Source organism: Sphingomonas glacialis (genome assembly GCF_014653575.1).
Classification (GTDB): Bacteria; Pseudomonadota; Alphaproteobacteria; order Sphingomonadales; family Sphingomonadaceae; genus Sphingomonas; species Sphingomonas glacialis.
This window is the reverse complement of sequence record NZ_BNAQ01000001.1, coordinates 901,868-917,713: the sequence shown is the minus strand read 5'-3', so window position 1 is coordinate 917,713 and position 15,846 is coordinate 901,868. Positions and strand designations below refer to the sequence as shown.

The 15,846-nt window shown below is 65.3% G+C and carries 12 protein-coding genes; 10 read left to right on the top strand and 2 right to left on the bottom strand.

Translation table 11 applies throughout. The annotated features are described in order from the left end of the window. The 10 genes from IE187_RS04335 (at position 1) to IE187_RS04290 (ending at position 11,043) form a co-directional block, all read left to right on the top strand. Entirely contained in the window at positions 1 to 612 is a 612-nt protein-coding gene (locus tag IE187_RS04335) for an NADH-quinone oxidoreductase subunit J (RefSeq protein ID WP_133189363.1), read from the top strand. Further along, positions 609 to 914: an NADH-quinone oxidoreductase subunit NuoK gene (nuoK, locus tag IE187_RS04330; RefSeq protein ID WP_010187224.1), complete on the top strand. Its 306-nt coding sequence runs from the start codon at positions 609 to 611 to the stop codon at positions 912 to 914. The genes IE187_RS04335 and nuoK overlap by 4 nt, the downstream gene beginning before the upstream one ends. A 5-nt stretch (positions 915 to 919) precedes the next feature. Continuing rightward, positions 920 to 3,067, top strand: a complete 2,148-nt coding sequence (nuoL, locus tag IE187_RS04325; protein WP_189675234.1) for an NADH-quinone oxidoreductase subunit L — start codon at positions 920 to 922, stop codon at positions 3,065 to 3,067. Positions 3,068 to 3,221: 154 nt separating this feature from the next. After that, positions 3,222 to 4,751: an NADH-quinone oxidoreductase subunit M gene (locus IE187_RS04320; protein WP_189675233.1), complete on the top strand. Its 1,530-nt coding sequence runs from the start codon at positions 3,222 to 3,224 to the stop codon at positions 4,749 to 4,751. Beyond that, the gene (nuoN, locus tag IE187_RS04315) at positions 4,748 to 6,187 is read left to right on the top strand and encodes an NADH-quinone oxidoreductase subunit NuoN (protein WP_189675232.1); all 1,440 of its coding nucleotides are present in this window, start codon (positions 4,748 to 4,750) and stop codon (positions 6,185 to 6,187) included. Before IE187_RS04320 ends, nuoN begins: the two co-directional genes overlap by 4 nt. A gap of 5 nt (positions 6,188 to 6,192) precedes the next feature. Then, entirely contained in the window at positions 6,193 to 6,984 is a 792-nt protein-coding gene (locus IE187_RS04310) for a biotin--[acetyl-CoA-carboxylase] ligase (protein WP_189675231.1), read from the top strand. A gap of 30 nt (positions 6,985 to 7,014) precedes the next feature. Beyond that, positions 7,015 to 7,797, top strand: a complete 783-nt coding sequence (locus IE187_RS04305) for a type III pantothenate kinase (protein ID WP_189675230.1) — start codon at positions 7,015 to 7,017, stop codon at positions 7,795 to 7,797. A 124-nt stretch (positions 7,798 to 7,921) separates the two neighbouring features. Next, a complete protein-coding gene (locus IE187_RS04300; protein ID WP_133189348.1) occupies positions 7,922 to 9,559 on the top strand; it encodes a ribonuclease J in 1,638 nt (545 codons plus the stop codon). A 69-nt stretch (positions 9,560 to 9,628) separates the two neighbouring features. Beyond that, the gene (locus tag IE187_RS04295; RefSeq protein WP_133189345.1) at positions 9,629 to 9,907 is read left to right on the top strand and encodes a DUF1467 family protein; all 279 of its coding nucleotides are present in this window, start codon (positions 9,629 to 9,631) and stop codon (positions 9,905 to 9,907) included. Positions 9,908 to 9,996: 89 nt separating this feature from the next. Next, the gene (locus tag IE187_RS04290) at positions 9,997 to 11,043 is read left to right on the top strand and encodes a GGDEF domain-containing protein (protein ID WP_189675229.1); all 1,047 of its coding nucleotides are present in this window, start codon (positions 9,997 to 9,999) and stop codon (positions 11,041 to 11,043) included. Positions 11,044 to 11,052: 9 nt separating this feature from the next. On the opposite strand, the gene IE187_RS04285 is transcribed toward IE187_RS04290, so the two are convergent. After that, the gene (locus IE187_RS04285; protein ID WP_189675228.1) at positions 11,053 to 12,495 is read right to left on the bottom strand and encodes a carboxylesterase/lipase family protein; all 1,443 of its coding nucleotides are present in this window, start codon (positions 12,493 to 12,495) and stop codon (positions 11,053 to 11,055) included. Between the two features lie 239 nt (positions 12,496 to 12,734). Continuing rightward, positions 12,735 to 15,797 (bottom strand): TonB-dependent receptor domain-containing protein, encoded by a 3,063-nt coding sequence (locus IE187_RS04280; RefSeq protein WP_189675227.1) that lies wholly within the window; start codon positions 15,795 to 15,797, stop codon positions 12,735 to 12,737. Positions 15,798 to 15,846: the final 49 nt, after the last annotated feature.

The window sequence follows — 15,846 nt, the reverse complement described above, 5'->3', positions numbered from 1 at the left end:
GTGATCCAAGCAATCGCCTTTTACCTGTTCGCTGGTCTGGTCATCGCGTCCGCCGCGCTGACCATCACCGCGCGCAATCCGGTGCACGCCGTGCTGTGGCTGATCCTGGCCTTCTTCAACGCTGCCGGCCTCATGGTCCTGGTCGGCGCCGAGTTCATCGCGATGCTGCTCGTCATCGTCTATGTCGGCGCGGTCGCGGTGCTGTTCTTGTTCGTCGTGATGATGCTCAACATCGACTTTGCCGAGCTGCGCGCCGGTTTCGCCAAATATGCGGCGATCGGCGCGGTGTTCGCGGTCGGTCTCGCCGCCGAGATCATGGTCGCGTTCGGTGCCTGGAGCGCCGGCAAGATCGAGCTCGCGCGCCGCGCCGCGCCGACGCCCGACACGCTGCCGAACATCGAGGCGCTCGGGATGCTGCTCTACACGCGTTACCTGTTCGTGTTCGAGGGGGCGGGGCTCGTGCTGCTCGTCGCGATGATCGGCGCGATCGTGCTGACGCACCGCGAGCGCAAGGGCGCGCGCGCGCAGAATGTCAGCCGCCAGAACGCGCGGCGTCCGCAGGATGCCACGCGCAACACGCAACCTACCGTCGGCAAGGGAATTGAGCTGTGATTGGTCTCGGCCATTATCTCGTGGTCGGCGCGATCCTGTTCGCGCTCGGCGTGCTCGGCATCATCGCCAACCGCAAGAACCTCATCGTCATGCTGATGGCGGTCGAGCTGATCCTGCTCGCGGTAAACCTCAACTTCGTCGCCTTCTCGGGGTATCTCCACGATCTCGTCGGCCAGGTGTTCGCGATGTTCGTGCTGACCGTCGCGGCGGGTGAGGCCGCGATCGGGCTCGCCATTCTCGTCATCTATTTCCGTAGCCGCGGGACGATCTCGGTCGACGACGCCAACCGGATGCAGGGGTAAATTTCGTGATCCTCTTCATCGTCTTCCTGCCGCTGCTCGCGGCGATCGTCGCGGGCTTCGCGAACAAGAGCTTCGGCGCGATCCTGCCGAAGGTCGTAACGACCGGTGCGCTGTTCGCGTCGTGCGCTTTAAGCTGGCCGATCTTCATCCACTACCTCGGTGGTGGCGAAGCGACGGTCACGCCGGTGCTCGACTGGATCCATTCGGGCGACTTGGCGGTAGACTGGTCGCTGCGCGTCGACGCGCTGACCGCGGTGATGCTCGTCGTCGTCACGTCGGTCTCGGCGCTCGTGCATCTGTATAGCTGGGGCTATATGGAGGAGGACCCGGACCAGCCGCGCTTCTTCGCGTATCTGTCGCTGTTCACCTTCGCGATGCTGATGCTCGTGACCGCGGACAACCTCGTCCAGATGTTCTTCGGCTGGGAAGGCGTCGGTCTCGCATCGTACCTCCTGATCGGTTTCTGGTTCCGCAAGCCCAGCGCCAATGCCGCGGCGATCAAGGCGTTTGTCGTCAACCGCGTCGGCGATCTCGGCTTCATGCTCGGCATCTTCGGCACGTACCTGGTGTTCAACACCGTCTCGATTCCCGAGATCCTGCGGCTTGCGCCCGGGATGGCCGGGTCGACGATCGGCTTCTTCGGCGGCCGCTTCGATACGATGACGGTGCTCTGCCTGCTGCTGTTCGTCGGCGCGATGGGCAAGTCGGCGCAGCTCGGGCTCCACACCTGGCTGCCCGACGCGATGGAAGGCCCGACCCCGGTGTCGGCGCTGATCCACGCGGCGACGATGGTCACCGCGGGCGTGTTCATGGTGTGCCGCCTGTCGCCGATGTTCGAGACCTCGCCGTTCGCGCTGACCGTCGTGATGACGGTGGGTGCCGCGACCTGCCTGTTCGCGGCGACGGTCGGGCTGGTGCAGACCGACATCAAGCGCGTGATCGCCTATTCGACCTGCTCGCAGCTCGGCTATATGTTCTTCGCCGCTGGCTGTGGTGCGTATGGCGCTGCGATGTTCCACCTCTTCACGCACGCTTTCTTCAAGGCGTTGCTGTTCCTCGGTGCGGGTTCGGTGATCCATTCGATGCATCACGAGCAGGACATGCGCTATTATGGCGGCCTGCGGAAATCGATCCCGATCACCTTCTGGGGGATGATGATGGGCACGCTGGCGATCACCGGCGTCGGCATCCCGGCCGTGTTCGGCAACCCGCTCGCGATCGGTTTTGCGGGCTTCCATTCGAAGGATGCGATCATCGAGGCGGCCTGGGCTTCGGGCCAGCACGGCGCGTCGATCGTCGGGATCATCGTCGCGTTGCTGACGAGCTTCTACTCGTGGCGCCTGATGTTCCTGACCTTCTGGGGCAAGCCGCGCTGGGAGCAGTCCGAGCATATCCAGCACGCGATCCACGACGCGCATGGCCACGGCCATGACGCCGTGCACGCCGGCCATGACGACCACGGCACGACAGCGGCGCATGCGCACCACGGCGAAGCCGCCGAGGAAGGGCAGGGCAGCGAGCCACATGCTCATGATCACGGTCACGTCGTCCAGGCGCATCCGGTGTTCACTACGCATGGCGATGGCACTGGCGGCTATCATCCGCACGAGAGCCCGTTCCCGATCCTGCTGCCGCTGATCATCCTGTCGATCGGTGCCATCGCTGCGGGCTTCGTGTTCCACGGCTATTTCATCGAGCCGAGCGCGGGCGAAGAATATTGGCACGGCGCGATCGCGTTCCGTGAGCATCTGATGCACGCGATGCACGAAGTGCCGCTGGGCGTGAAACTGTCGGCGTCGATCGCGATGCTGACCGGGTTGCTCGGCGCCTACATTTTCTACATCCGCTCGCCGCACGCGCCGCGGAAGCTCGCCGAGACCTATGCCCCGGTCTACGACTTCCTGCTCAACAAATGGTATTTCGACGAGCTCTACAACCTGCTCTTCGTCAAACCCGCTTTCGCCATCGGCCGCTTCTTCTGGCACCGCGGTGACGAGCAGACGATCGATCGGCTCGGCCCCAACGGCTCGGCTTGGGTCGTGTCGCAAGGCTCGCGCGTCGCTGGAAAGCTGCAAACTGGATATGTCTACACTTATGCCTTTGTCATGCTGCTCGGTCTGACCGGCGCCGTCACCTGGGCGATCACGCGATGAGCGCGCGCCTTAACATCGTCGCCCCGGCGCCGGGGCACCCCAAAAAGTATTACTTTTTGGGGACCCCGCAGGCCGGGGCCGGCCAGCCGAATGTGGCTGACGCCGGACACACCAACGCAGCGACCCCGGCCTTCGCCCGGGTGACGGGGATATAATGACCGGTTTCCCCATCCTCTCCGTGATGCTCGCCATCCCCGCGCTTGCGGCGGTCGCGTGCCTCTTCGTCAGTGCGCAGGGCGCACGCTGGATCGCGCTGATCGCGACGCTGATCGATTTCGTGCTCGGGATCGGCCTGTGGGCCAGCTTCGACATCGGCGGTCCGCAGTGGCAGTTCGTCGAGAATGCCGGCAGCCTTGGCGTGTTCAGCTGGAAGCTCGGCCTTGACGGCTTTGCGCTGCTGCTGGTCATGCTCAGCGTCTTCCTGATGCCGATCTGCATCGGCGCGAGCTGGGTCGCGATCGAGAAGCGCGTCCAGGAATATATGGCGGCGTTCCTCATCACCGAAGTCCTGATGATTGGCACCTTCGCGGCGCAGGACCTGTTCCTGTTCTACATCTTCTTCGAAGCCGGCCTGATCCCGATGTACCTGATCATCGGCATCTGGGGCGGGGCGAACCGGATCTACGCGTCGTACAAATTCTTCCTCTACACTTTGCTCGGCTCGCTGCTGATGCTCGTCGCGATGCTGTGGATGGTGAATTTCGCCGGCACCTCGGACATCCCGACTTTGCTCAACACCGATTTCCCGGTGCAGGTGCAGACGTGGCTGTGGCTTGCTTTCTTCGCCTCGTTCGCGGTGAAGATGCCGATGTGGCCGTTCCACACCTGGCTTCCCGACGCGCACGTGCAGGCGCCGACCGCAGGGTCGGTCATTCTGGCGGGCGTGTTGCTCAAGCTCGGCGGATACGGCTTCCTGCGCTTCTCGCTGCCGATGTTCCCCGAAGCCTCGGCGCAGCTGACCTGGCTGATCCTCGCTTTGTCGGCCGTGGCGGTGATCTACACCTCGCTCGTCGCGCTGGTGCAGTCCGACATGAAGAAGCTGATCGCTTATTCGTCGGTCGCGCATATGGCGATCGTGACGATCGGCCTGTTCGCCTTCAACCGGCAGGGCATCGAGGGTGCGATGATCGTCATGCTGTCGCATGGCCTCGTCTCGGCGGCTTTGTTCCTGTGCGTCGGCGTAATCTACGACCGGCTGCATACCCGCGAGATCTCGCGCTATGGCGGCCTGGCGATCAACATGCCGCGGTATGCGCTGCTGTTCCTGTTCTTCACGATGGCCTCGATCGGCCTGCCGGGGACGAGCGGCTTCGTCGGCGAGTTCCTCTCGCTCGCCGGGACCTACCGTGTCTCCACCACTGCCACCTTGCTCTGCACGACGGGCATCATCCTGGGTGCCGCCTACATGCTCTACCTCTACCGCCGTGTCGTTTTCGGCGAGATCGTTCATGACGACGTCCGTGCGATGAAGGACATCAGCTTGCGCGAAATGGCGTTGCTGGCGCCGATCGCTGCGGTCGCTCTGTGGATGGGCGTCTATCCGGAAAGCTTCCTCGCCCCGATGCGCAGCGATGTCGCGACGCTCGAGGCACGGATCGCACGCGCGACGCCCAAGGGTGACTCGCTGCCGACGCCGGGCAAGGCTCCGGCCACACCCGCGGCACATGCGGAGGCACGGCCATGAACGCTTCGCTGTTGATGACGCTGCCCGAGCTGGTGCTTGCGGCGGGTGCGATCGCTTTGATGCTGGTGTCCGCTTGGGGCGGGCAGGGCTCGACGCGGCTGGTGTCGTGGGCCTCGGTCGCGGTGCTGATCGGCGCCGGGCTGGCTTTGCTCGGGCCGGCGTCCAAGGGTGGCGCGGCGTTCGAAGGGCTGTACCGCGCCGATGCCTTTGCGGCTTACGCCAAGGTGCTGATCTACGTCGCCTCGGCGGTTGCGATCCTGATCGCGCCACGCTTCTTCGCGCAAGGCCGCGGTGACGATCTGCGTCCCGAATATCCAGTGCTGATCCTGCTCTCGGCAGCGGGCATGGGCATGATGGTGTCGGCGGGCGATCTGCTGACGCTCTATGTCGGTCTCGAACTGCAGAGCCTTGCGGCGTACGTGCTGGCGAGCTTCATGCGGCGCGATACGCGCTCGGCGGAAGCGGGCCTCAAGTATTTCGTGCTCGGCGCACTGGCGAGCGGCATCCTGCTGTACGGCATCTCGCTGGTGTACGGCTTCAGCGGCACGACGCTCTTCTCGTCGATCGCGACGGCGTATGGCGCGGGCCATTCGCTCGGCCTGACCTTCGGGCTGGTGTTCGTCTTTGCTGGCCTCGCCTTCAAGATGAGCGCGGTGCCGTTCCACATGTGGACGCCCGACGTATATGAAGGCGCGCCGACCCCTGTCACGACCTTCTTCGCGTCGGCGCCGAAGGTTGCGGCGGTCGCGCTCGCGGTGCGTGTCGCGATCGAGGCGATGGGCCCGGCGACCGACCAGTGGCGCCAGATCGTGATCTTCGCCTCGCTCGCGTCGATCATCTTCGGGGCGGTCGCGGCGATCGGACAGACCAATGTCAAGCGGCTGCTGGCCTATTCGTCGATCAACAATGTCGGCTTCCTGCTCGTCGGCCTTGCCGCCGGCACGCAGGAGGGCGTCGCGTCGGTGCTGTTCTACCTCACCGTCTATGTCGTGATGACGCTCGGCAGCTTCGTCGTCGTCCTGCAGATGAAGGATGCCGAGGGCGAGCCGGTCGAGACGCTGGCGAGCTTGGCTGGCCTGTCGCGCGCGCGGCCGGGCCTGGCGCTGGCGATGGCGATCTTCATGTTCTCGCTCGCGGGTATCCCGCCGTTGCTGGGCTTCAACGCCAAGCTGGCGGTGTTTACAGCAGCCGTGAATGCGGGGCTCTATCCGCTGGCCGTGGTCGGCTTCGTCGCCTCGGTGATCGGTGCGTACTATTATCTGCGCGTCATCAAGGTGATGTACTTCGATGAACCTGCGGAGGCCTATTCGGGCCGCGCGACGCCGGTCGAGAGCGCGGTGATCGCGGTGTCGGCGGTGTTCGTGTCGCCGGTCGGCTGGCTGCTGCTCGCACCGCTCGGCGTGGCGACGATGTTCGCGGCGAAGGCGCTGTTCTGACGGCGATGATCCGGACCGTCGCCGAGACGGGGTCTACCAACGCCGATATGCTCCTCCTCGCCGCTGCGGGCGCCGAGGAGGGGGTGTGGCTGCGGGCCGAGCGGCAGAGTGGCGGGCGCGGGCGGCAGGGGCGCGTGTGGGCCTCGCCGGTCGGGAATTTCTACGGGTCGACGGTGGTGCGGGTGCGCGCTGGGGATCCGGCGGCGGCTACGCTGGCTTTGGTTGCTGCGATTGCCTTGGAAGAGGTGGTTCGCGTCTATCTGACCGATACCGTCGCCCCGGCGGAGGCCGGGGGCGCTGCGTTAGGACATGCACCGGCCGGTGCGCGCGATGCGCCAGCGGCCCCGGCCTGCGCCGGGGCGACGATGTGGATCAAGTGGCCTAACGATCTGCTCCTCGGCGGGGCCAAGCTTTCCGGCATCTTGCTCGAGCGTGCCGGCGATGCGGTCATCGTCGGGATCGGCGTCAACCTCGCGCATCACCCGGAGGACACCGATCGGCTGGCCACCAGCCTTGCCCAGCACGGCGTAACCCCAGACTCTGCCGATTTCGCCGAAACGCTCGCCGAGGCCTTCTCCCGCTGGCTCGCGATCTGGCGCGGGCAGGGGCTCGCGCCGATCCGCGCGCGCTGGCTCGAGCGAGCACACCCGGTCGGCACCGCGCTTACCGCGCGGCTGCCTGACGGCCAGGCGATCGACGGGCTGTTCGGCGGGCTCGACGGCGACGGCGCGCTCATCCTGCGCTTGGCGGATGGCGGCAGGCGTGTCATTCACGCCGGCGACGTGTTCCTGCTTTAGCTTCCCATCCGTTCGGACAAGGCTCATCCCATGCTGCTCGCGATCGATGCCGGCAACACCAATATCGTCTTCGCCTTGCTCGAAGGAGGCGCGATCAAGGCGCGCTGGCGGATCGCGACCGATCCGCGCCGCACCGCCGACGAATATGCCGTGTGGCTCCACCAGTTGCTCAATCTCGAGGGCTATGACCGCCAGTCGGTGAGCGGCGTGATCATCGCCACCGTCGTCCCGCGCGCGCTCCACAACCTGCAGACGCTCGCGCGGAAATATTTCAACACCGAGCCGCTCGTCGCGGGCGAACCGCCGGTCGAATGGGGTATGGCGCTCGACGTGCTCGAGCCCGAGAGCGTCGGCGCCGATCGCGCCGTCACGATGATCGCGGCGCACGCGCGTCACCCCGGCGACCTGATCGTGATCGACTTTGGCACCGCCACCACGCTCGACGTGGTCGATTATACCGGCGCGTACAAAGGCGGGATCATCGCGCCGGGGATCAATCTGTCGCTCGACGCGCTCGTCACTGCCGCCGCCAAGCTGCCGCGCATCGCGATCGAGGCGCCCGCGACCAGCAGCGTGATCGGCCGCGACACCGTCAGCCAGATGCAGATCGGCATCTTCTGGGGCTATGTGGCGATGATCGAGGGGCTCGTCGCGCGGATGAAGGCCGAGGTCGGGCGGCCGATCAAGGTCGTCGCGACGGGCGGTCTCGCGATCCTGTTCGAGCAGCACACCAGCATGTTCGACGTGGTCGAACCCGATCTTACCATTCAGGGGCTGGCGATTCTGTGGGATCGCGCCCATATAGAGACCTAGAGTCAGCGAGTGTGCGCCGCGTTTCGGAGCCCCGCTTCCCCAACTCTTACGAAATTCCGCGCTTAACAGGCGCAAACCCGAAGGCACGCGCTTGGCGCGGCCGAAATGAAAGTACCGATTCTACGTGACGAAACCAAAGAACGAGCTTCTCTTCCTGGCCCTTGGCGGGTCGGGCGAAATCGGCATGAACGTCAATCTCTACGGCTGCGAAGGCAAGTGGCTGATGGTCGATTGCGGCATCACCTTCGCCGATCCGCAATATCCCGGCATCGACGTGATCCTGCCCGACCTGCAGTTCATCGAGGAGCGCCTCGACGATCTGGTCGGCATCGTCCTGACGCATGGTCATGAAGATCACATCGGTGCGCTGCCGTATCTCGCCGAGGACCTCGGTGTGCCGCTGTACGCGACGCCGTTCACGGCTGGCCTGATCCGCGGCAAGCTCGAGGAAGAGGGCAACGCCAACCGCGTCAAGCTGCGCGTGATCCAGCCCAACGCGCCGTTCGACCTGGGGCCGTTCGGCGTGACCTTCGTGCCGATGTCGCACTCGATTCCCGAGGCGAGCGCGTTGCTGATCGACACGCCCTACGGCCGGATCTTCCACACCGGCGACTGGAAGCTCGATGCGGCGCCCGTCATCGGCCATCCGTCGAGCCCGGCCGAACTCGCCGCGATCGGCGAGGACGGTATCCTGGCGCTGGTCTGCGACTCGACCAACATCTTCAACAACGAGGCCTCGGGCTCGGAGAGCGACGTGTTCTCGGGGCTGATGGACGTGATCAGCAAGGCCAAGGGCCGCGTGATGGTCACGTCGTTCGCGTCGAACGCCGCGCGCCTCCACACGCTTGGCAAGGTTGCGATCGAGACGGGCCGTTCGCTCTGTGTCCAGGGCCGTTCGCTCGACCGGATCCTCAAGGTTGCGCGCGCGACGGGCTATCTCAAGGACTTCCCCGAGACGATCGACGCCGAGGCCGCGATGCGGCTGCCGCGCGACAAGGTGCTCGTCGTCGCGACGGGCGGGCAGGGTGAGGAGCGCGCCGCGCTCGCACGCGTCGCCAACGGCCAGCACCCGATCGCACTGGCGAGCGGTGATACCGTCGTCTTCTCGTCGAAGCAGATCCCCGGTAACGAAGTTGCGATCGGTCGCATCCAGAACCAACTTGCCGCCAAGGGCGTGATCATGATCACCGACCGCCAGGCGCATGTCCATGTGTCGGGCCATCCGGGTCGCCCCGAGCTGCTCCAGATGTACCGCTGGATGAAGCCCGAGATCCTGATGCCGGTGCACGGCGAAATGCGCCACCTGATGGAGCATGCGCGCTTCGGCCTGTCCGAGAGCATTCCGCGCGCGCTGGTGCAGACCAATGGCGACATCGTGCGCCTCGCGCCGGGTGCGCCGACCAAGATCGGCAATGCGCCGGTCGGCCGGCTCGTGCTCGACGGCGACGTGATCTTGCCGGGTGATGGCCAGACGATCAACGAGCGCCGCAAGCTCGCGCTCAACGGCCAGATCTCGGTTGCCGTCGCGATCGGGTCGCGGGGGCTGATCGGCACGCCGCAAGTCCGCATCCAGGGCATCCCGGTCGAGGAAGACCGCGAGCCGTTCCTCGAGGAAACCGTCAGCGCGGTGATCGCGGCGACCAAGCAGGGCGGGCGCGACCGCGACAAGCTGCGCGAGCAGATCCGCCTCGCCACGCGCAAGGTCGCGACGCGCTGGACCGGCAAGAAGCCGAACGTCGACGTGCTGCTGATCGAGGCGTAAGACAACGCCGTTGCCCTTCCCTTGATCGGGAGGGGCGAACCTATCGGGCTCGGGACGGGATCAAGACCAATGCGGTGGACTTCGGCGCTGGCGATCTACTTCCTGTTCTGGGCCTTTTCGGTGTTCTTCGTGCTGCCATTCGGCGTGAAGACCAGTGATGAAGCCGGCGTCGAGCGCATCCCCGGCCAGGCCGAAAGCGCGCCGCACGAATTCAACCCCGGTCGGATCGCCAAGCGCGTGACGATCCTCGCGACGATCCTGTGGTCGCTCTACATGCTCAACTTCCATTTCGGCTGGCTCACGCCGCAAATGCTCGACGTGTTCGGCACGTGGAACGGCGTCGAATAAAGGGACCGCCGCGGCAACGATTTTCACATCGTTCTGCATCCGTTATTAACCCGCTGTCGGTACCATGGCTGCGGGAAACGGGGCAGGTCATGAAGTTCGGGCGGACGCAACAGGGGGTGATGGACGGTTCTGAGAGCGGCACGCCGTTCAAGGAGATCGCTGCGAGTGTCCTCGCATTTCTTGACGATCAGTCGCTCGATCCGACTCCGGGGAATTACGAACTGGGGTTCCTCTATCGCACCGATCCCGAAAGTCTTGCCGCCCGCTCGGTCGACGGCGTCCTGACGACCGGTGCAAAGCTGCGCCAGGACCAGGCCGATTATATCCTCGGCGCCTATCACGCCTTGGTACGAACGCAGGGAGCTTCGCCAGAGGCCGCGCCCGAGGCCGAAACCAGGACCGGCGCACGGTTGCGTCACCAGACGCTTCAGCTCCACGACCTGGCCTCCGATGCAGTGTCGGTCACCGGGCAGTTCGGGCGCGATCTCACAGCAGAGCTCGACCAGATCGAGGTCGAATCGCTGCCGATCGCGCGGACGATCTCGACGATGATCGCGCGGTCGAGCGATGCCGAGCGCAACCTCGTCGCGGCGTTGAAGGAGATCGACGCCTTGCATGCCGAAGTCGCCGCCGCGCAGAACGATGCGCTGCGCGACTCGCTGACCGGGCTCGCCAATCGGCGTGGGTTCGCTGCCGAACTCACCAAGGGGCCGGGCGATGCGCCGCTCGCCTTGGCGATTTGCGATATCGACCGGTTCAAGGCGATCAACGATCGCCACGGGCATCCCGTCGGCGATCGCGTGATCAAGGCGGTTGCCGAGTCGATTGCGCGCAGCTGCGCACCGCACGTCGTATCGCGCTGGGGTGGGGAGGAATTCGTCATCCTGATGGACGGCGTCACGCTCGATGAGGCGTACGAGATCATCGCGACCGCAAACCAGGCGCTGCAGAAGCGCGCGTTCCGGATCCGGGAATCAGGCGAAGCGCTTGCTCCGATCAGCTTTTCTGCAGGGATCGTGCTGACGCAGCGGACCCGGGCGCTCGACGCGATCGCCGCCGCGGACTTGCTGCTTTACCGCGCGAAGCAGGCGGGGCGAAACACGGTGTATGTCCAGGACACCGCGCTCGCTGCCTGACCGGCGCGCTTATTTCGCCGGCGCTGCCGCAGCGGTGCGCCCTGCGTCGATCTCCGCACCCCAGGGATCGCGGTGCGCGTCGGCTTTGCCGTCTGCGCCGAAGTCCATGATCATGTCGTTCGCACGTGTGTAGCGCGGCCAGACGGGAAGGCCCGCGCCGTTGGGCGTGCCGGTCCTGGCGAAGGTGACGATCGCGCGGCTGATCGTCTTTGCGACCGCGACGTCCGCGGGGGTCGTCGCAGCACCATATTTGATCGCGGCGGTATCGAGAAAGAATGGAATATCGGTCGCGTGCTGGGCGCCGGGCTTGCCGATCGAGGTGGCGACATAGCTGAAGCGATACCCCCAGACCGGCACGCCCGCCTCGGCGAGCATTGCCGAAATATCGCGCGCGCCGGCAATCATCCCTCCGGTCTTTCCGCCCATGTCGGCGCTCGTCGCGCCGATCAACATCGGCACCTTGGCGAAGCGCCCGGTCGTATAGGCCTGCCGCGTATCGACCACCACTGTTCCGTCGGTGAAGGGGCCGCCATACGTGGCCGGCCCGGGCTTGGGTTGGAACAGCTCGATCAAGCTGAGCCCATCGGTGACTTGGTCGGCGCTCAACGCGCGCAATTTGGCGAGCGCATCGGGCGCGGTTGGGTCGATGCCGTGCGTCTTGGCGAAGGTCATGCCGATCTGCTCGGCGGCCGCGAGCGGCTTGCCGGGCTCGACGGCGGCGTCACCACCCGACATCACGATTGCCTTGGCGAACAGACCGGAAGCCAGCGGCGACGTCACCAGCGCATGGACCGAGCGGCCGCCGGCGCTTTCGCCGATGATCGTGACGTTCGCCGGATCGCCGCCGAAGCGCGCGACGTTGCGCCGCACCCATTGCAGCGCCGCGATCTGGTCCATGATGCCGTAATTGCCGAGCCGTCCGCCGTCGGCATTGGCCTTGGTCAGCTGCGGCAGAGCGAAGGTGCCGAACCGCCCGACGCGGTAGTTGAAGCTGACGAAGACGACCCCCTGCCGCGCGAGCGCCGCGCCGGCATAGGTCGGCGGCGAGGCCCCGCCATTGACGAACCCGCCGCCATAGATCCACACGATCACCGGCAGTTTGGCAGCCGCCGCAGCGGGTTTCCAGACATTGGCGTAGAGGCAGTCCTCGGCCGGCTGCGTGCCGAGAGGGGCGGCGTCGCTGGGGAAGGGCAGCTGCATGCAGTCGTGCGCATAGGCGGTCGCGTCGCGTACGCCTGTCCACGGCGATGCGGGTTGCGGTGCGCGCCAGCGCAACGCGCCGATCGGCGGCGCGGCAAAGGGAATACCCTTCCAGCTGGCGACGCCCTCGGTGAGGGCACCGCGAACGCTGCCCGTGTCGGTCTGCACGACTGGCAGCGTTTCGCTGTGCGCGACGGCAGGCGCGGCGAGGGCAAGGCCCGCAAGCAAGGCGATCAGGCGGTGCGATGTCATCTGGTGCGTCCCCTCGTTGAGCGGAGGACGCTACGCGATTGTCGGCAACGATGCGAGGTCGCTCCGTCGCGCGAATGGCGTGGGTGGATCAAGCGCGCAGGCGGGTAGCGACTTGCGGTGATCGGCACGACGAGCGGATACGCTCGATGGGGTGCGAGGTTCGGTGTCCTGACGGACTGACGTCCACGCGATCGCTGCGGACGAAGTGTAGGGGCGTTTGCACGCCCCTACACCGATCGTCAGAAGTTGGCGGTGAAGCCGATCGCGATGTTGCGGCCCAGGCTGTCGTAGCGCGCCGGGATGGTGTTGCTGCGCGCGAGGCTGATGTCGTACGAATTTGGCAGGATCGGCGCCGATTTGTCGAGCAGGTTGTTCGAGATGAGACGCAGGCTGTAGCGCTTGGCGATGTTGAAGGTCAGCGCGAGATCGAAATAGCTGATTGGAGCGATCCGATAGAAGGTCGTCTGCGCGCGGTCGGGCGTGCCGCCGATTGCAGGATCGCCCGAATTGTTGGCACTCGTCAACGAACCCACATAGCGCCAGTTGAACGAGGCGTTGAACACGCCGTTGGGCGTCGTGTAGGTCGTGCGCAGCCCGTGGCTCCACTTCGGCAGCAGCTGGCTGCAGCCATTGCCATAATAGCCCGCGCAGTTGCGCTGCGGCTGGAGCGGCGAATCCTGGCCGCCGGCAAAGGTGGTGAGCGAGCCGTTGAAGCTCATGTCGAGCTTGCCGACCGAGCCCAGGCGCACGCCGTACTGCCCCTGGAAATCATAGCCGCGCGAGATCGAGAAGTAATAATTGGTCGTGCCCGCGCGAATGAAGCCGCTGGTCGGATTGGTGTTGGCAGTTGCGTACAAGGTGCCATTGGCAGCGCGGACGATCCCCGAGCAGAAGAACGGATCGCCGTTCGAACGCATGCAGCCATCGGTGTAATAGCTGTCGTCGTTATAGCCGAGCGAGTTGTTGATCTTGATCCGATAGCGATCGACCGACAGGACCAGGCCAGGAATGAAGCTTGGCTTGAGGATGATGCCATAGGTCTGGGTGTAGGCGGTCTCGGGACTGGCGGTGAAGCCGCCCGACCGGACCGTGCACTGATTGTCCGGGCACAGCAGCAGCGCGCTGCCATACAGCGCGTCGGACAGGCCAGTCGCGCGGCACACCGCCTGCGACGCGAGCGGCGCGGTGGTGGTGATCGTCTGGCCGGGACGCGCCGGATCGGCGATCAGGCGCGGGACGGGCGCGCAGAAATCGTTTTGCGAGCCGCCCTGCTTGCTGAAGTTGATGTTGGTCGCCTGATACGTCTCGGTCACCGTCGGCGCGCGCTGCGCCTTGTTGAACGAGGCGCGCAGCACGATGTCGCGGACCGGTGAATAGAGGCCCTCGAGCTTCCACGTCGTGAATTTGTCGGGATTGGTATTGTACTTCGACAGGCGGAAGCCGCCATTGACTTGCAATTGCTCGATGAGCGGCTTGTGTTGTACGAGCGGCGCCTGGAGCTCGATATTGCCTTCCCAGACATGCTGGCTGAGGTTCGAATCCGACCCACCGTAATCGGCGCGGAACGCCGCGTTGCCGACCGAGGTCAGGCGGTCCTCGCGATATTCGACGCCCGCCGCGAAGGCGAGACCCTGCTCGGCGAAGGGCGAGGTGATGCCGTATTTGCCAAGGTCGCCGGTCACGTTGGCGAGCACGTTGGTCAGGGTATTGACCGTGCGCTGCTTTTCGGGATCGACGCCACCCGAGATGAAGTTGACGAACGCCTGGTTGGCGTTGCCCGCGCTGAACGCGTCGAACGGAACGCAGCCGGCCGCCGCGCCGACCGCGCAGGTCGGCGTGCCGCCGACGTTGACGACGTTGAGCGCCTGGTTGATGCGACTGAAGTTCGGCAGCGTTGCCGGCATCCAGTCCTGCTGGTTGCGCGCATAGACGCCGCCGACATCGTAGGTCCACGCCGTACCGATCTTGCCGCGGACGCCGCCGGTCGCACGAATGCCGGTGTTGATATAGGTGTCGACCAGGTCGGGCGCGTTAAGACGATAGCGAATGTCGAGCGGGACCAGCGCGCTGGTGCCCGCCGCCGCGCCGCACAATGCAGTTGCCTGCGAGCCTGACAGATACGGGTTGTTGCAGTTTACCTGGTACGGCGTCGAGCCATAGTTGTTGTAGGCGAAAACGCGCGTCGGGACATTGTTGGTCGACTTGTCGCGGAACCACAGGCCCGAACCGTACAACTCGATCTCGGGCGACAGCTTGAGCGAGGCGAAGCCACCGGCATTCACGCGCTCGTCGGCGCGCTGATACGAATAGTTGTCGTATGGGTTGGCGGCATTGTTGGGGCCCGGGCCGTACGGCACGAAGGTCCGCGTGCCATCCGGATTGTTGATATAGGCCGTGCCGTTGTTCGCGCCCGAACGCGGCGAGATGTAGCCGCTCTTGGAATAGCTCGACAGCGAGCAGCTGAGCGGGCCGTCCTTGCCGGTCTGGATGAGCTGGCACGCCGAGGTCGAACGGTTGCCATAGGGGACGAGGTCGGCGTGCTTGTAGTTGACGAAGCCCGACACCTTCAGCTTGTCGTCGAACAAGGCGGTGCCGGCGGTGAGCGTCAGGTCGGCGCGGCCGCCATCGGTGACCATCCCGGTATTGGTCGGGAAGCCGTTCTTCTGCGCTTGATCGGTGACGATGTTCGCGCGGTTGATATGGTTGTAGAAATTATAGTTGGCGTCGACGCGGATGCCCTTGAAGTCGGGCTTCAGGATGAAGTTGACCACGCCCGCGACCGCGTCCGAGCCGTAGACCGACGAGGCGCCGCCCGTCAGCACGTCGACGCGCTCGATCAGCGAGACCGGGATGATGCCGGCGTCTTCGCCGTTCTGCGTGCCGAGCCGCTTGCCGTCGACCAGGACCAGCGTGCGCTCGAAGCCGAGGCTGCGCAGCTTGATGCGCTGGCGACCATCCGAATCCTGGTAGTTCTGCTGGCTGTCGGGCGAGATCTGCGGAAGGCGGTTGAGCACTTCCTCGATGTTGCTCGGCGACTGTGCCTTGATGTCGGCCGAGGTGACCGACGTGATCGGTGCTGCTGCTGTGATGTTGGGACGCGATGGGATGCGCGTGCCGGTCACCATGATGTCGGCGCCGGTTTCCTCGGGGGCGGCCTGGCCGGTCATCACCGCGGTGCGGGTCGCGGTCGACTGGTCTTGGCTCGCGGACGAATCCGCTGACGTTTGTTGCGCGAACGCGGGGGTCGCAAAGACCAGTGCCGCGCTCAGCGCGCCCAAGGATACGGAATGTCGGAACACCATGGAGCTTCCCCTAATTCGACCAGCAGCGCGCATTTTGCGTCACCACATC